Source organism: Ampullimonas aquatilis, from assembly GCF_049675895.1.
GTDB lineage: Bacteria > Pseudomonadota > Gammaproteobacteria > Burkholderiales > Burkholderiaceae_D > Ampullimonas > Ampullimonas aquatilis.
Genome location: NZ_CP183834.1, coordinates 351,514 through 374,101, shown reverse-complemented (window position 1 = coordinate 374,101; position 22,588 = coordinate 351,514). Strand labels below are relative to the sequence as shown.

The window sequence follows — 22,588 nt, the reverse complement described above, 5'->3', positions numbered from 1 at the left end:
ATCAGCTTAATTCATATAACACCGACACAAAGCAGACAAACATTATTTGAAATTTCAATATCAACCTATTTACATAAAACTTATGTCACTGACTATCGACCTTAAAATTCTGGATCAACGCCTGAAAGACCAATTACCGGCTTATGCTACACCTGGTAGTGCCGGGCTGGATCTGCGCGCCTGCATTGATACACCCATCATCATCGCGCCAAGCACCACGCATTTGATTCCGACTGGCATGGCGATTCATTTGAATGACCCTGGCTATGCCGCGCTGATTTTGCCACGTTCGGGCATGGGCCATAAGCATGGCATTGTGCTGGGCAATCTGGTGGGTCTGATCGACTCGGATTATCAGGGCCAATTGATGGTCAGCACCTGGAATCGTGGCAGTACCGCTTTCACGCTCAATCCGATGGAGCGCTTGGCGCAATTGGTGATTGTGCCAGTCATGCAAGTCGGGTTTAATATCGTCGATGAATTTGATGCCAGCCAGCGTGGTGCCGGCGGCTTTGGCAGTACCGGGAAACACTGATGATCAAGATTATTGTCATATTGCTGATTGGCATGGTTGCCGGTATTGGCGGTGCCTGGTTCTGGTTTACGCAGAGCATGGATCAATCACTGGCCAAGGTCGAGTCGATGACACGCGAAGCCAGTACCAAACTGCAAATGGAAAAGCGTGCCCTGACCGCATCGCTGGAATCCACTGCGATTGCCGGTGTGGTCAAATCGCGCAGTGCCCCCACGACGGTGGTGCCACCCACTGCAGTGGCCCCAGCCAGCGCCGGTGGTGGCATTCGCAAATGTGTGGTGAATGGCAAAACAGTCTATTCAGATTCTGAATGCAATGACAAACCCAATAGCCGCGAAGTGAAAATTCACGACACACAAGGCTACGACTCTGCCGCCATCGCCGCTCAAAGTGAACGTGCCGTGGTCGCACTCGGTGGCAAGGTGGGCAATAAAGAAGGCAATACGAGCAATGCGGAAGGTACTGGCGAATCCGTCAAGGAAATCATGATGCCCAGTAATGATACCGTCTGCAAATATCTGCAAGGTGAGCTTAATCGGCTCGACACCTGGGAAAAAGTTGCAGTATTACCATCAATGAAAAACTGGGTGGTCAACCAACGTGGCCGGTTCAGCCAGCAGCGCGCTCAAAACCGTTGTTAAGCTGAAAAAGGCATAAAAAACACATACTTCCCCAATGTATTTATTGCCATCCTGGAGAAGCAATAAATACGCACCTGAGCGCTTGATTATTTAATTCAAGCATCATTTTCAAGGGAGTATAGGCATCTTATTGGGTTTGGAATACCTCACGGCCATTCAGTCCCAAACTTTCATCAAACCTCAAAAGCCCAGCTTGTTCGGCATTACTCGCTCAGCAATTTTTCAATTTCGCTCAAGGTTCTGACCAGCGCACCGCGATTGGCTTCGGCAAAGGCACGGCCAGCCGCAGCCATGGTTTGACGTGCGACGGTATCATCCAGTAATTGCGTGGCTTGCTGAATCAGCTCCCAAACATCCACCACGCGCCGCGCCGCGCCCGCTGCAATGGCATCTTGACTGGCCTGGGCAAAATTGAAAGTGTGCGGCCCCAGCAGTACCGGGCAACCGGCTGCGCAAGCCTCGATCAAATTCTGCCCGCCCAGCGGCAATAGGCTGCCACCAACATAAGCCACATCCGCCAGACTGTAATAAGCACTCATCTCACCCAGTGAGTCGCCCAGCAAGACGGTTGAACCGATGCTTGCTTGCCCATCCCAATCTGAACGACGGGTGAGCGTCAAGCCTTCACTGTCAATCAATTGGGCCACCTCGTCAAAACGCTGCGGATGGCGCGGCACAATAAGCAGCAATATATCGTCGGGACGCGGCTCATGACGCCACGCCTGCAAGATCAGCGCTTCCTCGCCTTCACGTGTTGAAGCACACAGCCAGATGCGACGATTCGACAATACGGTTTTCCACTGCTGGCCCAGCGCCAACTTGTCAGCGGGTAAGGCCATGTCAAACTTGAGATTGCTGGTGATCGTTGCCAATGGTGCGCCGATGATGCGTAGCCGATCTGCATCGCCAGGCGTTTGCGCCAACACTGTGGTAAAGCTGGCATAAGCAGGCTGGGCAATGGTAAGCAAGCGCAAGGATTGTTTCAGCGACTTTTCAGATAAGCGTGCATTCACCAGCACCATCGACACCCCCTGCTGCTGCGCGGCTTGCATCAGATTGGGCCAGACTTCGGTTTCCATGATCAAACCCAGCACAGGCTTGAAGTGCTGCAGAAAATGAAACATGAACCAGGGCAAATCATAAGGCAGCCAGCAGCGCAGCACGGTATCGCCAAACAGTTCTGCCGATGCAGCCCGGCCAGTTGCGGTCATATGCGTGAGCAAAATTTGATGATTGGGATAACCTTGCTGCAAGGCACGAATCAAGGGTTCAGCAGCTCGCGTTTCGCCCAGCGAAACCGCATGGAGCCAGATCACCGGTCGACTCGGCGTTACTTTGAAATAGCCCAGACGCTCGGCAATATGCTGCAGATAACCGGGCTCGCGCTGGCCACGCCACCACAAACGCAGCAAGGCAAACGGCAATATCAAACACCATAGCAGGTTATAGAGTTGCCGCATCATGGCCTGCGATCAACAATATGACTGACAAAAAATGAAGAATTGAACTTCACTCAGACCAACTCTCGGCCGGTCAATTTTTGCAAAATCGACAAGGGTGCCGTCTCAGGCCGCTGCATATCGGCCACGGCAATATGAAAAGTCTGCTCCAGCATGAACTGCCCCGCCATGGCCGCATGACTGGCCTGATCAGAAAAGCACATCCAGGTGCTACCGGGAGGAAATTCAAACTGTATTTGTGGAGAATGCGCCTGATAATGTAAATCAGCTTTCATCGCATCATGCAACTTGAGCATGATATGGTCATATTCACTGCGTAAACTTTTAGTCAGATGCAGTTGCTGCATCAGCCAGGCCGAACCTGGCAGCGGCCGATCAATATTGGGCAAAAACCGTTTGGCCATATCAGTAAAAGGTTCGCCCACTCGCCAAACTCTGGGTACGCCATGGGGATTGATGTTGTTGAAAACACGCAAAATCCGTTCACCATAATTGGGGCGGGAAGGAAAGGCATCCACATGTAAACGGGTATCATCCTTGCGCCATGACATCTTGCGCTCAGCCACATTACCCAGGCGCAAACTGGTATTGGCAATGCGCAGTTTGCCTTTGTAATGAGGCAATAAATTTTCGACCAACAGCAAGGTATGCTCATGATAACGCTTGAGCATGGCACGTTGCTGATCGGCATTGGCCACCGTCCCACTCACCAGACCAGTGGCGGGGTTGTAGCTGATATTTTTGCGCTTTGGATCGCTCAGGCTTGGATCAAGCAACTCAAGTTCACCGGGTATCAGGTCAAATGAAAGCAGCATGAAGAACAGTACCATCCCCTGCTTGAGCGCGTTGACCCATTGTGCCGCCTGAGCACGATCGGGCACTGTCTCCCAATTCGGTAAATCAACATGAACAATCGGATCATTACTTAATTTATTCATGATGTTGCTCCTTGCTTAACCAGTTTTGAGCTGCGGCCTGTACGGCCTGTAAGGCTGGTGGTTGACCGGTATCACCCAGATTAATGATACGCTCAGACCAGAAACCCTCCGTCTTCCAGCGTGGCGAATCACAATATAATTCAATGGTTGGACAATACAAGGCGGCAGCAATATGAGTCAGCCCGGTATCCACTCCCACAATCAAACGCGCATGAGCAATCAAATTCATGGCCTCATCCAGCAGCATACGTGGTGCGACTTGTGAGGATGAAATTGCGGCGGCCAAACGCTCGGCCACCATTTTTTCAGCGACTGAACCCCACGGCAACACCACCGTATTACCTTGTTTGGCCAACCATTGCCCCAGTGCAATCCAATCGGCCTCGGGCCAGCATTTGGCCAATCGCGCCGTGGCATGAAAAAACACCACATAGGGCACATCACTTAACCACGCTGGCCTTGCAGTAATTTGTCCAAAATGAAACTGGGGTGGCCGCTCGATTGAATACCCTAATGCCGCAGCAGCAATCAGGCGCGAACGAGTCACCGCATGGGTTTTGACATCCACTTTTAAACTTTGATCATGAAAGATACGTGAAATGGGTTCATAACCTGAATCTTCTGTGGCGTTACCCAGGCCCCATTTGACACCACCTGGCAACATCCTGGCCCAATGCATCAGCAAACCGGTTTTAAACAGGCCCTGGGTTTCCAACACAAAGTCGTATTGATCAGCTTTTAGTTGCTGATAAAAGGCACGCATTTCCATTTGCGTAGCGCGTCTCAACAAGGTCTTGCGCCAGCGTCGCAATGCAAAAGGGATCACACGGCGCACGCCCTGGCAACTGGCGACCAAATCGGCATAACTTTCTTCCACCACCCAGTCAATCTGGGCTTCTGGAAAATGCTGAATAATATCGGCCACCACTGGCATGTTGTGAATCACATCGCCTAATGAAGACACTTTGATCAAGAGAATTTTCAACTGGATTTCCGCAGCTACCCGCAGGTAAGAGCCGACATTCTAGCGAAAAGCCGACCCGCACAGCAGATTAGTTCAATTGTGCCGACAAAGCCGCATTAGCAGCGCAAACAATCAAAAAGGGATGGTCTTGCGACACATCCCTTTCATACCTAGATGCTGCTTACACGCAGCAAGCCACGAAGTAAGTTACCTAGAACGGCATGGCAGCATCGGGCTTGGCTGTCAGAATCACACGCTTGAAATCAGCCTGAATACGCTCCAGTGCCGCCTGTGAATCAGCCTCAAAACGCATCACCACCACAGGCGTGGTGTTGGAAGAGCGCGCCAGACCAAAGCCATCGGCATATTCCACACGCAAACCATCAATGGTGATGACTTCATTGGCATGGGTAAACTTGGCGGTTTTTTGCAACTCGGCAATCAGGGTAAAGTTTTCTCCCTCGGCCAACTTCAGTTGCAGTTCCGGTGTGGAGGTAGAGTTAGGCAAAGCATTCAGCACGGCACTCGGGTCGGCCGACTTGGTGACCACTTCGAGTAAACGTGCACCTGCGTACAAGCCATCATCAAAACCATACCAACGATCTTTAAAGAAGACATGGCCGCTCATCTCGCCAGCCAGCGGCGCACCCGTTTCCTTGAGTTTGGCCTTCACCAGTGAATGACCGGTTTTCCACATCAGGGGTGAACCACCATGTTGCTTGACCCAGGGAGCCAGGTTGCGAGTACATTTGACGTCATAAATAATCTGGCCGCCAGCATTGCGCGACAAGACATCGGCTGCAAACAGCATCAGCTGACGGTCGGGATAAATGATCTGGCCATCTTTGGTCACCACGCCAAGGCGATCGCCATCACCGTCAAATGCCAGGCCCAGTTCAGCATCGGTTTCTTGGAGACATTTGATCAGGTCTTCGAGGTTTTCTGGGTGCGCAGGATCAGGGTGGTGGTTAGGGAAATTGCCATCTACTTCGCAAAACAGCTCAATCACTTCACAACCCATTTTGCGGTACAGCTCTGGGGCAAAAGCACCAGCTACGCCATTGCCGCAATCCACAGCGATTTTGATGGGACGTGCAATCTTCACGTCAGAGACAATGCGCTCTATGTATTGGGCACGAATATCGTAAGTGCTGTATTCACCAGCACCAGTGGCAAATTTTTCACCTGCAATGGTGTCATACAATGCCAAAATGGCATCGCCGTAAATAGCCTGACCCGCCAAGACCATTTTGAAACCGTTGTAATCAGGCGGATTGTGACTGCCCGTCACCATGATGCCGGAATTGGCGCGCTTGCCACCCAACTCAATATTGGTGCCAAAGTAAACCATGGGTGTTGCCACCACACCCAGATCAATCACATCAACACTAGCAGCTTGCAGACCTTTGGCCAGTGCCGCGGTCAATTCTGGGCCTGATAAACGGCCATCACGGCCAATCACCACGGCTTTTTCACCTTGCGCCAAGGCATGCGTGCCAAAAGCACGACCGATGGAAAATGCCACAGAAGCATCCAATGTTTTACCAATCACGCCACGAATGTCATAGGCTTTAAAAATGGAACGGGATAATGCAACAGCAGAAGTGGAAGACATAGACAGTCCTGTAAAAATAAAAATCTGGTCAGAAAAACGGCCAAATCTGGAAACACAAACCCAGAACCTGACAAATTGGCGCTTTACCTCATCTAATCTGCGATAATAAGGGCATTCAGCCTTGAAAACACAGCGAATTTTTCATGTTAACCGAGCAAATCAATCAGATGATCAGCAGCCATGTGGCTGAGTCAATCCGCGTCAAGCAGGCCTTGCTTGAGGATAAAGGTTTGATGCAACAAGTATATGACGCCTGCCAGGTCTGTATTGAAGCGTATCAACGCAACAACAAAACCCTGTTTGCCGGCAATGGTGGCAGCGCCGCCGATGCGCAACACCTGGCCGGTGAATTTGTCGCCCGCTTTTATTTTGACCGCCCCGGATTGGCATCGATTGCACTCACCACAGATACCTCCGTCATGACCGCCATTGGCAATGACTACGGCTACGAGCATTTGTTTGCACGCCAAGTCGAGGCCAATGGACGTGCTGGTGATGTGTTTTTTGGCTTTTCCACCTCGGGTAATTCCCAAAATATTCTTCTTGCCTTACAAACCTGCAAATCCATGGGTATTACCACCATTGGATTGACAGGGGTCAAGGGTGGTCAGATGAATGAATTATGCGATATTTGCATCAAGGTACCCTCCACCGACACCCCCCGTATTCAAGAGTCTCATGGATTGATCGGCCACATTATCTGCGCGGTAGTTGAAGAGGCGTTATTTGGACAAAGCCATCGACCCAGTTTGTAAGGCGTGAATGTACTTTTACGCAAACTGCTATTCATGCCTTTATATCGAACACAGCGTCTCCAATACACCTGTCAATCAGGTCAACTCATCAAGGCATGACTGCAGTGGACACCATGGCAACAGATAAGTCCCCCCTCGCCTTTATCACCGGAGCAACTGGCTTCGTTGGACAAGCCTTATGCCATTTACTGCTTGAAAAAGGTTGGCAAATTCGGGCCGCAGTGCGTTCTACCAGCAGCGAGAATCCTTTACCAATCGAATGTGAACAATGGCAATGCGGCAACCTAACTCAGACTGTTGATTGGCAAAGCGGACTTCAGGATGTAGATTATGTGTTTCATTTGGCTGCACATGCCCACCAACTACCCGGCGCTATCCCCAATGACCCACGTTGGTATGCCGTCAATGAAATCGCCACACGTGAATTGGCAAAAGCCGCTGCAAAAGCCCAAGTAAAACGTTTGATTTTCGTTAGTACCATTAAAGTCAACGGTGAAGCCACCTTTGATAAACCCTTTACCGAAGTAGACCCACCCAACCCACAAGACGACTATGCCAAATCCAAACTAGCAGGCGAAATGGCACTCAAAACAGTCAGCGCCGAAACAGGTTTGGACTGGACCATCATTCGTCCGCCACTGGTATATGGCCCAGGCGTGGGTGCCAACTTCATGCAATTAGTCAAACTGGTCAAGACCGGCATACCACTGCCCTTGGCTTCAGTGAAGAATAAAAGAAGTCTGATTTATGTGGGTAACTTGGTTGAGTGCTTATATACCTGCGCCACTCATCCCAATGCGTCCAAAGAATTATTTTTGGTTGCCGATGAACCCGCCCTATCCGTCCCAGAATTGATTACCCAAATTTCACAAAGTTTGGGACAGAAACGAGTGCCACTATTTCACTTTCCAGTTGGCTTACTGAGATTGATTGGCAGGGTGACAGGGAAACAGTATGCGGTGGAGCGGTTGGTGGGGTCGTTGGAGATAGTACCTTATAAATTACAAAAAATGACCACAAGATTACCCAACTCAGACATTCATCTTAAACAAATTATTATTAACTCTTACATACCAAAATATTAGTTGAGCAATCGTTTTCGACACACACCTTTCAATATTCAGAATAAAGACTACAATTAAAAATAAAACAAGCTCAGATTCCAGTCTGACTACAATCGCCTATCAGGGCATCAGTTATTTTGAGTAAAAATATGTTTTTTCATTCTTTAAATTTTATGTAATGCGTAATTATTCTTCGAATCCATTAGAAATAATAATAAGCCTCCGTAAAAACCGACATCTCATTCTACAAATGAGTAAACGGGAAATAATTGGTCGCTATAGAGGTTCACTGGTAGGCTTGGCTTGGTCATTTTTCAACCCAGTATTGATGCTAATAATCTATACATTTGTTTTTTCCATAGTCTTCCAGTCACGATGGGGACACCTACAAAATGAAAGCAGAACTGATTTTGCCATCATTTTGTTTGTTGGACTAATCGTGCATGGACTATTTGCCGAATGTATCAATCTAGCTCCATCACTCATTACAACTAACGTGAATTATGTAAAGAAGGTAGTTTTTCCGTTAGAAATTTTGCCTTGGATCACCTTAGCCAATGCTTTTTTCCATGCAACAATCAGCCTTGCCGTTTTGCTAACCGCACAATTAATATTTAATCAACGAATTCCAAATACTATTATTCTATTTCCTTTTGTGGTCTTACCCCTAATACTTGGCACAATGGGGTTAGCTTGGTTTCTTTCTGCTCTAGGCGTATACCTACGTGATATAGGACAAATAACCAATATGCTGACTACAATTATGTTATTTGTTTCGGCAGTCTTTTTCCCCTTAACTGCTTTACCAGAAAAATATCAATATTTATTGGGATTAAATCCGTTGGCCTTTCTAATTGAGGCCAGTAGAAAAGTATTAATTTTTGGTGAAGTTCCAAATTTGAGTGTTTGGTTAATGAATCTACTTCTTGGAATATTGTTTGCGTCTTTGGGATTTGCTTGGTTCCAAAAGACTCGAAAAGGATTTGCTGATGTCCTGTGATATTGCCATTCACATTAAAGATATTTCAAAGTGCTTCCAAATTTATGAACGTCCATATGATCGACTAAAACAATCAATTTATCCTCGATTACAACGCTTAGGAGGACTCTCACCCAAAAAATATTACAAAGATTTTTGGGCATTAAAAAACATATCTCTTTTAATAAAGCGTGGAGAAACCGTAGGCATAATTGGTCGAAACGGCAGCGGCAAATCGACGCTTCTACAAATTATCTGCGGCACACTTTCTCCTACCTTTGGATCTATAACCACACAAGGACGAATTGCTGCACTATTAGAACTAGGAGCTGGATTCAACAATGAATTTACTGGACGAGAAAATATTCTATTAAATGCTGCCATTTTAGGCTTTTCACACAGTGAGATCATAAATAAGATCGATCATATTGTGGACTTCTCTGAATTGGGTGAATTTGTCGATCAACCCGTAAAAACATACTCTAGTGGTATGTTAGTCCGACTTGCCTTCTCAGTTGCAATCCACATTGATCCTACAATTTTGATTGTAGATGAGGCGTTAGCGGTTGGAGACGCACGCTTTCAAGCGAAATGCATGAAGCGCATTAAAGATATCAAGCTTCAGGGAACTTCCATTTTATTTGTAAGTCACGATATATCCTCTGTTAGAACACTTTGTGATAGAGCCATTTGGCTCGATTCTGGAGCAGTTCTTGACCAGGGAGATGTATTTCCTGTGACGGGGCGATATATGGAACATATATTCAAAGATGATCCATTAGATCCCAACACTTTTAACTGCAACCTACTTGATCCATCTAAACAAAACCCTGAACATTTGCTTTCTCATCAAATAGGTAAATGTGAAAACAATCTCGAAGGGCAGATTTTGGATGATCAGATGACACCAGGAATCTCCACAAACGGGTTAAACGCCAGACCAGTCACTCATTGGGGGTCAAGTAAAGGAATCATACTAAACGCTACAATTAAAGATCTTAATACAAATAAAAATGATATTTTGCTATTAGATAGTCCTTGTGAGGTTTTAATTGAAGTGAATATCCCCAATGATATTTCTAGAGAGCATCTAAGCATTGCATTTTCCATCAAGGATATGAAAGGAACCGATTTATTAGTTTCTGCTACTTATGACTCTAGAAACAACTCTTTACCTAACACTCAACATTTCGAAATCTCTTTTAAATTTAAAAATTTACTAGTTACAGGAATGTATCTTCTAGTCGCGGCTGTTGAAAATCGTCAGTATCGCGATATCCATTACTATGAATATATTGAAGGTGCTCAGTATTTCTCATCGATATCTAATACGCGTGTTTTCGGAATATACCATCCCATAATTGAACAAACGATTCGCATCAAAAATGACTGATCTTAAAAAAGTAAATACTGATACTTACTGGAATACCCGCTTTGTTGAAGACTGGGAAACATTTGAAGGTCCAGAACAATCCCGTTTTTTTGCTCGCATAGCAGTAGAGAGTCTACCCACTTGGTTTATGCACGAACTCAAGACGCAAGCCTTAACACTTGCAGATTGGGGGTGTGCACAGGGTGATGGCACGAATATATGGTTAGATCACATTTCATCTCAACAAGTAACTGGCGTAGACTTCTCTTCAATCGCAATTGATCAGGCCACACAGCGTTATCCTCAATTACGCTTCTTAAAAGAAAATTGGCTGGAAATACGGCCTGAACAATTTGAGATTTTCGACATTGTATTTTCATCTAATACACTGGAACACTTCCACAACCCATACGAGGTTCTTAATAAAATAAGTGGACATGCAAAGAAGGCCATAATATTGGCATTACCTTATAAAGAACTTAACAGAATTGAGGAACATTTTTCTTCATTCTTTCCAGAAAATATACCCTTTACGATATCGAATGGATTTATCCTAATCTGGGCACAAGTTGTTAATTGCAAAAATCTCCCCGAGACTCGATGGAGCGGCGAACAAATAATATTAATGTTTGCCGATCCTCAATGGATCAATAGTCTGGAACTGAAACTGAATTGTATAAAAATTGAACACGCACCGGTAGTAGACTTAGGTACGCATCACATAACAATGATCGAGCGAGATACCGCAATTGCCGAAAGAAATCATTTAGCTCTTGAGCGAAATACCGCAATCGCCAATCTTAATGCTGCTATGCTAGAAAGCGAAACTGCAATTATCGAAAGGAATCATTTAGCTCTTGAGCGAGATACCGCAATTGCCAATCTTAATGCCGCTATGCTAGAGAAAGAATCAGCAATTGCTGAAACAAAGACAGCAATTGCTTCAGTACATTTAATGCAATGTAGCTTATCATGGCAGCTAACAAAACCCTTACGATTGATGAAGTCGTTACTAATTAAACCTCAAGCATATAACAACAATAACGATCCCAAAAATCAACAATTGAAGCAAACTCTATTACAAAGCTATCACAACCTCCCACTTCCAACCTCAGTTAAAAAAACACTGAGCAGATTCCGCCACAAAATAAAGCACCATAGTATTAACAAGAGTCTGCAAACTCTTGTCCATACTCCTCCCCTTTTAACAGCTACAAACAAACCACTGCCAAAATCCACAAACTCACCCGATTTCATTGTATGGGGTGTTATTGACTGGTATTTCCGTCATCAACGTCCTCAACAACTCTCCATTGCTTTTGCCAATAATGGTCATAGAGTTTTCTACATCTCTCCTAACTTCATAGACCGGAGCAACCCTGGTTTTGAAGTTGCAGCGATCGACTCCTCAGACATGCTTTTCCAAATCAATCTGTATGTTAAGCACGCTCCCATCATATACTCATCTGCTCCAAATCAAGAAACACTTGATCAACTTCGGTTAAGTATCGGAGAAATGCTTATTTGGGCTGATAGCCAACAAGTTATCTCACTGGTTCAACATCCGTTCTGGTGTGACATTGCTTCGGCGCTCCCGAATAGTCAGTTAGTATATGACTGCATGGATCATCATGAGGGATTTGGTAATAATGCGGAATCATTACTACAGCTCGAAAAAACTCTCTTGCGAAAAGCCATACTTACTATAACAACCTCAACATGGTTAGATGAGGCTGTAGCCACACAAGCCAAGCGACACGCACTCATTCGTAATGCAGGAGACTATGTTCACTTTTCTACCCGACCCGCAGCTTCCTATCGAGATCCGTTAGGACGAAAAGTTATTGGTTATTACGGAGCGATTGCTGAATGGTTTGATGTTGACTTAATTGAAGAAATTGCGAATCATCATGCTGACTGCTCCATACTGTTGATAGGTGCAGATACAGTCAATGCAAAGTTCAGATTGAAGAAGCTCCCTAACATCACGTTTACTGGCGAAATGCCATATGACAGATTGCCGTTCTATCTATATGGATTTGATATTTGTATACTGCCATTCAAGGTAATCCCCCTAACACTAGCAACAAATCCCGTGAAAGCCTATGAATATTTAAGCGCAGGTAAACCAGTTGTTAGTGTTAACTTACCCGAAATGAAACAATTTGAAGAGTTGGTATATGTAGCAGAAAATTCAGAAAACTTTGTGAACATCATTGGCAATGTTCTTGATTCTTCTGAATCGGAATCTTTAATAAGTCGTCGCAGAAGTTTTGCCCAAGAGCAAACATGGGGACATCGTGCTAAAGAATTTACTCAACATTTGAAGTCTTCAATATATCAAGATAGGGTTAGCATCATCGTAGTGACATATAACAATCTTGAACTCACACGCCAGTGTCTGAGCAGTATTAGAAAATATAGTCAATATAACAATCTTGAAATTATTGTTGTTGATAATGCATCGACCGACGGTTCACAAGAGTTTCTGAATACATGGGCTACGGAAGAGGTCTATCACAAACTGATACTAAATAATGACAATAAAGGATTTGCTGCAGCCAACAATCAAGGAGTAAATATAGCATCTGGTAAATATATTGTCCTCCTCAATAACGACACTCATGTAACTCCAGGTTGGGTACAAACTTTGATCAATCACTTAGAATTTGATGAAACTATTGGCATCATAGGTCCGGTAACGAACAATATAGGCAATGAAGCCAAGATAGACATTAATTACAGCGACATGACAGATATGCTCAGAAAATCAGCGTCTTATACAAGACATCATTGTGGACAAGCTTACCAACTAAGAACAGCTGCATTTTTCTGCGTAATGATGAAAAAAGATATCTTCATGCAAGTAGGCCCATTAGACGAAGCTTTTGGCCGTGGATTTTTTGAAGACGATGACTATTGTCGCAGAATAGAAAATTTAGGTCTAAAAATTGTATGCGCTGAAGATGTATTTATTCACCATCATCTTTCAGCATCATTTAACAAACTAAAACATGAAGATCGTCGTCGCTTATTTGAAGATAACAAGAGAATTTATGAAAAAAAATGGGGTAAATGGGTCCCGCATAAATCTAGAGAGAAATAAATATGACGACTCGCGTCTCATATGTTTCTCAATATCGGCTAGTAATCTATGGATTATTAATACTAGCAATAATCTTTTACTTTGAAACATATTTGTCTGTGTCAAAGTACCCACCTAACTCAGTACCAGTCCATCATGATGACTATTCAAATTATGCATCAACAATGGCTGACTTCCAATGGTCATGGAATAGACCACTCTCCACGTTCATTATTCATCTTCTTGGAAACTTCGAACCTATCTGGTTAATTTCAACAGTCCGACTTTTAAGTATTCTGTTTGTATTTCTAGTTTGGACATTACTATATTCACTGGCTCAACCAAAAAACGTTTATTTATCATTAATGCTTTTTGGTATAACAACATTCTCAACCCCAGTAATTGTCGAATATGCTCGCTATACTGGAATGATTACTCATCTCCTCTCTGGCTGCCTAGGTATCGCTGCTGTACTTAGTCTTTTTAAGTCTGCTTCATTATTTCAAGATAGATATTCTGGGAACACATGGCTAGTAATATCAATTATGTTGTTAATACTATCTTCACTCACTAAAGAGGATTTTGTACTTGTTTATGCAGTTTCCTTAATTTATGCCGCCTTACACTGGCCTTTAAGAAGAAAGACTTTATTAGTAGGGGCTAGTAGCGGTTTACTAGTATGCTTAATTTTAATTACGGCATCAAAACTCTTCGCATCCTCAGAGTTCCTTGGCGTGACAGATCAAACTTCAACGTACTATATTAACCTCTCTCCAATTTCTATAATTAAAACCGTTTTATTCTATCTTCTTAGCAATTCTCACCCAGCCATGAAAATTCATGGCTGGATTGTTTTATCAATTTTTTGCTTGACAGTTATATTCGCCATCATCTTAATAAGAAAAAAATGGGAATTCTCTAAAACAATATACTTCTTGCTAGGCAGCCTAACACTTATTGCACCATATTCTGTGCTACCCAACCATATAAACCCATACTACGAAATCGTCTGGTTACCAATGTTAATCTCTGCTGTAGTGATGGGAGCCATGGAAGTCATTTCCCCCTCAATATCATCGCCATTTCTAAGAACTTGTCTCCCGAGTCTAATTCTCTTAATAACTTCATTCACATTTTCGTTTTCAGATTTTGAAGGAAGAAAGAGTATTGCTAGCTGGTATGACATAAAAAATCAATCCAATATTCGAATACTATCCATTCTCGAACAAAATAAAGCTTTAATAAATTATACAAAAAACACATGTATATACGGTGCCGATAACTTCTCTCCATGGTATATGCATGGTGGTCAATACCTTACAAAAGTTATGGGACTAGATTCAAACTGGTTTATTCTTAGTGCCCCAACATCAGATGAATATACAGGACTAAACATAGGCGCGGCCAATTCAAAGAAGAATGTTTTAGTTATCAACAATATCAATGAGTTTCCTTTAAATTGCACTCACCTAAACCTTAGAAAATAGATTCACATGGCCTTCTTGTCTGATGTACATATTGGAAAAGAAAATAATCTAACATTCATTCGACTATTTGCAGCTCTGGCTGTAATTTATGGGCATGCTTCTGCGATTATTCCAAATACTAAAGCAGATTGGGTATCTAGAACTACAGGATACGCTTTTAGTGGCGGAGTAGCAGTAGATCTTTTTTTCTTAATTAGTGGATTTCTAGTTACTGCAAGCATCATAAATGGTGGCCCGCGTCATTATGTGATCTCAAGAATAGCAAGAATATATCCAGCACTATGGGCACATCTAATATTAGTCACATTTATTCTGGGATCAGTTTTAACAAAATTACCACTCTGTGACTATATTACAAATAATTACGTATGGTCATATTTTATCAATCTTGCAACAACGTCAAAAGGCGCATTCTTTTTACCAGGAGTTTTTGAGGATAATTTAAATCATGCCATTAACGGCTCAATTTGGTCTGTTTTAATTGAAGTTTGGCTATATATCTGTGTACTTTTACTATACTTTTTGGGCTTACTTAAATCGCGCGCTACATTCAATGTCACGTTCTTTATTCTCATAATTGTATTTTGGCAGAATAATGATTTAGTCCCATCTTTTTTTTCTGGGGCAACAAATCTACATGTTTGCTTTATGTTTTTTATTGGATCCTTTTTATTTATCAATCGACATTCAATCTCAACTAGTCCTTATTATCTATTCATTGCCATATTACTTGCAGGCATCACGATAGGTACAGATCGCTTTGTCTATACCTACATACTAGTATTAGTAACTTTCTTTTGCTCAACAAGCTTCTCTTCACAATTTTCTTGGATGAATCGTTTCGGCGATTATAGTTTCGGGGTATATTTATACGGTTGGACTTCTCAGCAGCTTATAGCACAAGAACTACCCAACTTATCCGCAACCACTCAGACTTTGATTTCTATGGGGTTATCATTGTTGCTAGGAATGCTTTCTTGGCATTTAATTGAAAAGCGCGTACTTAGAATTAAAAACTTATACATCAAGAGTGATCAATAATATCTCTCACCAGCATTTAATAAGTTATCGGAGTTTTCTTAAATTATGATTCCACTTTTCTCAGCAGCAATTGCAAATTCAAATGTGAATTTTGTCGACCCAATCAAGCGGGTATTAGATCGACATTGGTATGTACTAGGAGAGGAAGTAAGCAATTTTGAGGCAGAATTTGCTCGTTATATTGGGGTTTCCCATTGCATTAGTGTTGCTAATGGAACGGATGCACTTGAGATAGCTTTACGTAGTCTAAATATTCAAGCAGGCGACAAAGTAGTAACCGTCGCGAATGCTGGATTTTATAGTAGCACTGCCATATATGCTGTTGGTGCAACCCCCGTATATGCAGACATAGATCCCAAAACCATGACAATGTCACCCAAAGCACTTAAATACGCGTTGAACAATAAACCCAGCGCAATAATTGTCACCCACATCTTTGGGCAACTCGCAAATATTGAGGAGTTAGCACAAATTGCTTTAGATTCTAATATTCCTTTAATAGAAGATTGTGCACAAGCACATGGTGCCCGTCGGAACGGCAAAATAGCTGGCAGTTTTGGAGATATTGCTTGCTTTAGTTTTTATCCAACAAAAAACTTGGGGGCGTTAGGCGATGGCGGGGCGGTTGTAACTAATGATGTTAAGCTTGCAGGCCGGCTTACGAAACTAAGACAATACGGTTGGGGCACTAAGTATCAAGTTATTTGCAAAGGAGGGTTTAATAGTCGGCTTGATGAAATACAAGCCGCCATATTGCGTGAGAAATTACCATATTTAAACAGCTGGAATAATGAAAGACGCCAGATCGCAATACGATACAACGATGCTTTTTCCATTTTTCCCGAAATTTTGCTCCCCCTCATAGGCGAAGATTACGTTGCACATTTGTATGTAATACGCTTAGAAAAACGTGACGAATTCCGACTCTTTCTTAAAAAACACGGTATCGCATCTGATATCCATTACCCAATTCCTGATCATCTACAGACAGCCTACTTTAACAATACAATCAGTAATTCTCTTTCCATAACCGAAGCAGCTTGCGCACAACTAGTTAGCCTTCCATGCTTTCCAGGACTATCAATGGATGAAGTATCTACTATCATAACGGCTGTCAAAGCTTGGTTTAGCAATTAAGAAAGTACTACATGCTAACCTTAGTGATACCAGTTTATAAAAATGAAGCATCGATTCCAGCCTTACTAGACGTGATTAGCAAATTAAATTACGAACTTGATGGTGCATTTGAAGCCGTCTTTGTGATTGATGGGAGTCCCGATCATTGCTATGAGTTGTTACGGACAAAGTTACCAAGATGCATATTTAGATCGCAGTTAGTACTCTTATCTCGTAATTTTGGCTCTTTTGCTGCAATTCGAGCAGGCCTAGGTATAGGCCGAGGTGATTACTTTGCAGTAATGGCCGCAGATCTACAAGAACCTCCAGAAATGGTTTTAGAAATGTATGGAATACTACATAAAAGCGAAACTGATGTAGTTGTTGGCGTGAGAGAAGTGCGCAATGACCCACCCATAACAAGGTTTTTAGCTCAGATTTTTTGGGGTCTATATCGCCGTTATGTAATGCCAGAAATACCACCAGGTGGTGTTGATATCTTTGGCTGCAATCGGCATTTTAGAGATACATTATTAACTCTAGATGAGCGTCATAGCTCATTAATTGCTCAAATATTCTGGCTAGGCTTCAGGCGCAAGTGCGTAACATATAACAGACAAGAACGGCAGCATGGCCGCTCGGCGTGGACATTAAGTAAAAAAATAAACTATTTGATGGATAGTTTATTTGCATTCACTGATTTACCGATCAGATTGTTAATTAGAGGTGGAGGATGCACAGCACTGTTTGCAGGATTATTGGGAATATTTGTTGGACTAGCCCGCTTGTTTGGGAGGATTGAGGTGCCCGGCTATGCAATGATAATTAATGTTGTTGTTTTTCTTGGAGCTGTTAATTTATTTGGTCTAGGCATCGTAGGTTCATATGCATGGCGTGCGTATGAGAATACAAAATCACGTCCGATCGCTATTCCAATAAAAGTGGAGATATTTCCAGCATGATAACTAACGATACAACAGCATTCTTTATCCATCCTAAAGCACTATGTGAAACTAGTCATATTGGCAAAGGCACTCGAATTTGGGCATTCGCCCATGTTCTACCGAATGCTCAAATAGGACATGATTGTAATGTTTGCGATAATGTATTTATAGAGAATGATGTTTTGATCGGGAATAGAGTAACTCTTAAATGTGGTGTGCAGCTATGGGATGGTATTGAAATAGAAGATGATGTTTTTATTGGACCCAACGCAACATTCACCAATGACAGATTTCCTCGCAGCAAACATCATCCCGAAAAGTTTATACGCACAACAATAAAAGTAGGAGCATCTATTGGTGCGAATGCCACCATTCTCCCGGGCGTTACCATTGGTGAGCGAGCAATGGTTGGCGCTGGTGCCGTTGTGACTCGATCTGTGCCACCTAATGCAATAGTAGTAGGAAACCCTGCAAAGATAATAGGCTATGTTGATGCCCCAGACCATTCCAGCAGCTCATACGAAAATTCTCCTTCCATAATTCCAGGCACTCATCAAACATCTGTTCGAGGCGTGACACTGCATACTTTGCGTGTAGTCCCAGATATGAGGGGCAATCTCTGCGCAGGAGAGTTTGAACGCAATATACCTTTCACACCATTCCGGTATTTTCTAGTTTATGACGTTCCAACTGCTGAAACACGCGGTGAACATGCACATAGAAGCTGTCACCAATTCTTAATTGCCGTCAAAGGGAGTGTATGTGTAGTTGCAGATGACGGTCGAAAACGCGAGGAAATTAAACTTGACAAAAGCAACGTTGGGCTCTATCTCCCACCATTAACTTGGGGAATTCAATACCGCTACTCATCAGATGCCGTGCTTTTAGTTTTTGCCTCTCATTACTACGATGCATCTGACTATATTCGCGACTATTCCGAGTTTGTGACAACAGTGCGAGAAAAAATCCACGTTTGAATATGCATACGCGTTATAAATTTATGCGCTGGGTTCGATTTCTAGCTGTTGGAACACTCAATACTGGAGTTACATTAGGACTCTACTATCTATTACAAGAAATTACATACTATCAAATAGCGTACACCATTGCATATGGAATAGGAATCTTAATCTCTTATTATTTAAATACCACTTTAGTATTTAAAGAACCTGTTAGATTAAAGAGTTTAGCAACCTATCCGTTAGTCTATCTCACTCAATATCTTTTATCTGCATTATTTTTGAGTCTATTTATCGAAATTTTCAATATCTCAACCCAAATAGGGCCAATATTAGTTTCTATAATTATGATACCAATAACTTATCTAATGAGTCGATGGGTACTAACAAACAATACTCCAACAAAGTACAACAATATTGAATTATGAATAAAAAAATATTATGTGTGATTGGCACTCGCCCAGAGGCCATCAAAATGGCCCCACTTATTATTGGCTTAAAACAACAACCATGGGCAAATGTAAAGGTTCTTGCCACAGCCCAACACCGCGGTATGCTTGATCAAGTATTAAATTTCTTTGATATTCAGCCAGATATAGATTTAGATATCATGCGACCCAATCAAGCTCTAACATCTTTGACCGCAAGAATTTTGTTAGAACTTGATAATATCTTAGATACGGAGAAACCTGACCTTGTTCTGGCACAAGGTGATACTACGACAGTAATGAGTGTAGCTCTAGCTTGCTTCTATCATAGAATTCCATTTGGCCATGTTGAAGCTGGATTACGCACTTGGGATATGCAAAACCCTTTTCCAGAAGAAGCTAACCGTGTGATTGCTGGTTGTCTAACACGCTGGCACTTTGCCCCGACCGAAAGCTCGCGTCAAAACTTACTCAAAGAAGGAGTAAAAGACCACGACATTGTTGTTACAGGCAACACAGTAATTGATGCTTTATTAATGACAGCGTCTAAGGAGACTCATCTAAATATTCCGCTAGATGATAATAAACGACTAATATTAGTTACATCACATCGTCGCGAAAATTTTGGTGACCCATTTAAAAATATTTGTCTTGCGCTCAAGACACTGTCAGAAACCAACCCTGATATTCAGATTCTTTATCCCGTTCATCCCAACCCGAATATAAAAAACGTAGCTTATGAACTGCTAGGTGAATGTAAAAACATTATCCTACATGATCCTTTAGACTACGCTCCATTTATTGCCGCAATGAAACGAGCGTATTTAATTATCAGCGATTCCGGAGGAGTTCAAGAAGAGGCTCCTGCGCTGGGCAAGCCTGTATTAGTTTTGCGTGATGAGACCGAACGCCCCGAAGCAGTAAAACTGGGGGTGGTAAAGCTAGTCGGATCTAATTATGAATCCATTATTAGAGAAACACAGTCACTCCTAAATGACTCATCTGCCTACAAAAAAATGGCTCTTGGAATTTCCCCTTACGGAGATGGAAAAGCCTCTAATCGAATCATTGCTACTCTACAAAAGTACTTCGCTTGATGCAGCTTGTATATATTGCTCCAGTTGAGTGGGTCAGTTTTGCACAAAGGCCACACAAGTTTGTTATGTGGTTCCATACTCAAACCAATGGGAATGTTTTATGGATTGACCCATATCCCACGCGCTTACCATCAATAAGCGACTTGCAAAGATTGCGCCGTACAGCTTCAAAAGCTGTAAACAAATCACCACAATGGCTACAAGTTATTAAACCATCTGCCCTACCAATTGAGCCTTTACCATGCTCAGCATGGGTTAATGCTTTAATATGGCAATCAACATTGAAAAGAATAGATGAGTTTTCCAACAATCAAGACACATTATTATTGATTGGAAAACCTTCTGCGTTTGCACTAACCGTTTTGAGACGAATGAAAAATAGCATTTCCATCTATGATGCTATGGATGATTTTTCTGCTTTTTATTCTGGTATTTCCAGACACGCCATTTATTCGCGAGAACAAAAAATAGTAAATGGCGTCACTCATATGCTGACATCTTCTACGAATTTATATAAGTTATGGAGCAAGTTTAGATGTGACATACAACTTATATTTAATGGTTTAGATACCGAATCCATATCGACAAGAGAATTTTTTAAACCGGAGAGAGAAAAAAAAATATTAGGATATGTTGGAACCATTGGATCATGGTTCGACTGGGAATGGGTTATTGAACTTGCTAAAGCAAGACCATCTGATATAGTTCGATTAATCGGGCCAGTATTTGTATCAAATCCTACCGACTTGCCACGTAATATAGAAATACATCCGCCTTGCCATCATCTACAAGCCATCGAATACATGCATGATTTTGACATTGGACTTATTCCATTCAAAATAAATACTCTGACTAAATCAGTAGACCCTATTAAATACTATGAATATACGGCACTGGACTTAGCCATTATTTCCACAGATTTTGGCGAAATGTCATATCGCGCTACAAATACAAATGTCTTTATTTGCAAGAAGGGAGCGGCTATTAATCACGTAATTGAAAAGGCTCTGCTCTACAAGAGAGACCCTAAAAAAGCCAAAGAGTTTTGTATTAATAACTCTTGGGATACTCGATTTTCCACTGCAAACATTATCTAGACATACATATTTCAATTATTAAATATTGCATATACTAGCTAGACTCGATAATTATAACTTTCCCCAAAAAGCGGCGACCTTAAGTATGAGAGTTCCTAGTACTGTCTGCCGATAAATACCTAGCTTCTTAAAAAGAACCAGTCGACTCAGCCGGTTAGCTGTCTTATATGCTCTGAATTGAGACAATCTTACCTTTGACTCAAAGGATATTAGATCCACCAATTTATCTAATCCCAGCAAATGTTGATCAGTCCACTTAGAAAAAGTACCACCAACTCCCATTGCCAATCTTTTAAAAAACGCTCTAAAGCCTAGATTTTTTCCGACCAAATTCTTCCCATGCTGACGATACCGCACCGATGGATGCGCATCATACTTAACCACTCCACCACAAGCAGTAACGACCAAATATAACCACCAATCATGTGATGGCACATCAACATCAGAGCCAGCTTTAATCAGCAAATCTTTTGCTGCTTGATTAAAAACGATTGTGTTTGCGCCAGCAATACTTTGCACCAGTGCATTTTCAAAACTGGGCGGACGCTTGAACAGTGTAGAAAATCCAATACTTTTGCCATTTGAGTCTATCAGACTTGTACGCGAACAATACATGGCTGGCGTTGCAGTCGGCACTTCATTCAACCACTTAATTGCTCGCTCTAATTTATCCTGCTCCCATATATCATCTTGATCGCAATATGCATAAAATTCAGCCTTGATAAACTCATCACAGGCCAAAGATAAAAAGTTGGCGACAAAACCCCTGTGCGGACCATTTCTAATGAATATTTTTTTCTCACCTAAATTCGTTTTATAGTTTTCTAGAATTTCAACTGTTCTATCTGTAGAGCCATCATCTGAGACATGAATAGCCCAATCAGAAAAGGTTTGATCAACAATAGAGTCCAGTTGTTCTTTTAAAAAATTTTCACCATTATAAGTACCCATCAAAATGGCTACAGTAACATGCTCTTGATTAGTTTCCTTTAACGACATCTTGACTGAATG

General features: G+C 42.5%; 20 protein-coding genes. 15 read left to right on the top strand and 5 right to left on the bottom strand.

Features of this window, described 5'->3' with window-relative positions; all coding sequences use genetic code 11:
- The first annotated feature begins 82 nt into the window (after positions 1-82).
- Together dut and ACMYR3_RS01695 are read left to right on the top strand one after the other, a co-directional pair.
- Positions 83-535 carry a dUTP diphosphatase gene (gene dut, locus ACMYR3_RS01700; protein ID WP_424193908.1) on the top strand — a complete coding sequence of 151 codons (453 nt, stop codon included), beginning with the start codon at positions 83-85 and terminating at the stop codon, positions 533-535.
- Entirely contained in the window at positions 535-1,176 is a 642-nt protein-coding gene (locus ACMYR3_RS01695; RefSeq protein WP_424193906.1) for a hypothetical protein, read from the top strand. The genes dut and ACMYR3_RS01695 overlap by 1 nt, the downstream gene beginning before the upstream one ends.
- A gap of 203 nt (positions 1,177-1,379) precedes the next feature.
- Here ACMYR3_RS01695 and waaA read toward each other — a convergent pair whose 3' ends face one another.
- The 4 genes from waaA to ACMYR3_RS01675 form a co-directional block, all read right to left on the bottom strand.
- The gene (gene waaA / locus ACMYR3_RS01690; RefSeq protein WP_424193904.1) at positions 1,380-2,639 is read right to left on the bottom strand and encodes a lipid IV(A) 3-deoxy-D-manno-octulosonic acid transferase; all 1,260 of its coding nucleotides are present in this window, start codon (positions 2,637-2,639) and stop codon (positions 1,380-1,382) included.
- Between the two features lie 50 nt (positions 2,640-2,689).
- Entirely contained in the window at positions 2,690-3,574 is an 885-nt protein-coding gene (locus ACMYR3_RS01685) for a Kdo hydroxylase family protein (protein WP_424193902.1), read from the bottom strand.
- On the bottom strand, positions 3,567-4,559 hold the full coding sequence (waaC, locus tag ACMYR3_RS01680; RefSeq protein WP_424193900.1) for a lipopolysaccharide heptosyltransferase I: 993 nt from the start codon (positions 4,557-4,559) through the stop codon (positions 3,567-3,569). Before waaC ends, ACMYR3_RS01685 begins: the two co-directional genes overlap by 8 nt.
- 190 nt (positions 4,560-4,749) lie before the next feature.
- Positions 4,750-6,153 carry a phosphomannomutase/phosphoglucomutase gene (locus tag ACMYR3_RS01675; protein WP_424193898.1) on the bottom strand — a complete coding sequence of 468 codons (1,404 nt, stop codon included), beginning with the start codon at positions 6,151-6,153 and terminating at the stop codon, positions 4,750-4,752.
- A gap of 143 nt (positions 6,154-6,296) precedes the next feature.
- Between ACMYR3_RS01675 and ACMYR3_RS01670 the strand changes: the two genes are divergently transcribed.
- The 13 genes from ACMYR3_RS01670 to ACMYR3_RS01610 all read left to right on the top strand — a co-directional run bounded on the left by ACMYR3_RS01670 (position 6,297) and on the right by ACMYR3_RS01610 (position 21,577).
- Complete coding sequence (locus tag ACMYR3_RS01670) at positions 6,297-6,908, top strand: D-sedoheptulose-7-phosphate isomerase (RefSeq protein WP_424193897.1); 612 nt, start codon at positions 6,297-6,299, stop codon at positions 6,906-6,908.
- A 113-nt stretch (positions 6,909-7,021) separates the two neighbouring features.
- Positions 7,022-7,993 carry an NAD-dependent epimerase/dehydratase family protein gene (locus ACMYR3_RS01665; protein WP_424196307.1) on the top strand — a complete coding sequence of 324 codons (972 nt, stop codon included), beginning with the start codon at positions 7,022-7,024 and terminating at the stop codon, positions 7,991-7,993.
- Between the two features lie 157 nt (positions 7,994-8,150).
- On the top strand, positions 8,151-8,972 hold the full coding sequence (locus tag ACMYR3_RS01660) for an ABC transporter permease (protein ID WP_424193895.1): 822 nt from the start codon (positions 8,151-8,153) through the stop codon (positions 8,970-8,972).
- Entirely contained in the window at positions 8,962-10,344 is a 1,383-nt protein-coding gene (locus ACMYR3_RS01655) for an ABC transporter ATP-binding protein (protein ID WP_424193893.1), read from the top strand. The genes ACMYR3_RS01660 and ACMYR3_RS01655 overlap by 11 nt, the downstream gene beginning before the upstream one ends.
- On the top strand, positions 10,337-13,429 hold the full coding sequence (locus ACMYR3_RS01650; protein WP_424193891.1) for a glycosyltransferase: 3,093 nt from the start codon (positions 10,337-10,339) through the stop codon (positions 13,427-13,429). The genes ACMYR3_RS01655 and ACMYR3_RS01650 overlap by 8 nt, the downstream gene beginning before the upstream one ends.
- Positions 13,430-13,593: 164 nt before the next feature.
- On the top strand, positions 13,594-14,895 hold the full coding sequence (locus ACMYR3_RS01645) for a hypothetical protein (RefSeq protein WP_424193889.1): 1,302 nt from the start codon (positions 13,594-13,596) through the stop codon (positions 14,893-14,895).
- Positions 14,896-14,901: 6 nt separating this feature from the next.
- Positions 14,902-15,936 (top strand): acyltransferase family protein, encoded by a 1,035-nt coding sequence (locus ACMYR3_RS01640; protein WP_424193887.1) that lies wholly within the window; start codon positions 14,902-14,904, stop codon positions 15,934-15,936.
- Positions 15,937-15,981: 45 nt separating this feature from the next.
- The gene (locus tag ACMYR3_RS01635; RefSeq protein ID WP_424193885.1) at positions 15,982-17,073 is read left to right on the top strand and encodes a DegT/DnrJ/EryC1/StrS family aminotransferase; all 1,092 of its coding nucleotides are present in this window, start codon (positions 15,982-15,984) and stop codon (positions 17,071-17,073) included.
- An 11-nt stretch (positions 17,074-17,084) separates the two neighbouring features.
- Entirely contained in the window at positions 17,085-18,014 is a 930-nt protein-coding gene (locus ACMYR3_RS01630) for a glycosyltransferase family 2 protein (protein WP_424193883.1), read from the top strand.
- Positions 18,011-18,973, top strand: a complete 963-nt coding sequence (locus tag ACMYR3_RS01625) for a WxcM-like domain-containing protein (RefSeq protein ID WP_424193881.1) — start codon at positions 18,011-18,013, stop codon at positions 18,971-18,973. Before ACMYR3_RS01630 ends, ACMYR3_RS01625 begins: the two co-directional genes overlap by 4 nt.
- Before the next feature lie 2 nt (positions 18,974-18,975).
- Positions 18,976-19,383 carry a GtrA family protein gene (locus ACMYR3_RS01620; RefSeq protein WP_424193880.1) on the top strand — a complete coding sequence of 136 codons (408 nt, stop codon included), beginning with the start codon at positions 18,976-18,978 and terminating at the stop codon, positions 19,381-19,383.
- Complete coding sequence (wecB, locus tag ACMYR3_RS01615) at positions 19,380-20,480, top strand: non-hydrolyzing UDP-N-acetylglucosamine 2-epimerase (protein ID WP_424193878.1); 1,101 nt, start codon at positions 19,380-19,382, stop codon at positions 20,478-20,480. Before ACMYR3_RS01620 ends, wecB begins: the two co-directional genes overlap by 4 nt.
- Positions 20,477-21,577: a glycosyl transferase gene (locus ACMYR3_RS01610; protein ID WP_424193876.1), complete on the top strand. Its 1,101-nt coding sequence runs from the start codon at positions 20,477-20,479 to the stop codon at positions 21,575-21,577. The genes wecB and ACMYR3_RS01610 overlap by 4 nt, the downstream gene beginning before the upstream one ends.
- 51 nt (positions 21,578-21,628) lie before the next feature.
- Here ACMYR3_RS01610 and ACMYR3_RS01605 read toward each other — a convergent pair whose 3' ends face one another.
- On the bottom strand, positions 21,629-22,576 hold the full coding sequence (locus ACMYR3_RS01605; RefSeq protein WP_424193875.1) for a glycosyltransferase family 2 protein: 948 nt from the start codon (positions 22,574-22,576) through the stop codon (positions 21,629-21,631).
- Between the last annotated feature and the right edge of the window lie 12 nt (positions 22,577-22,588).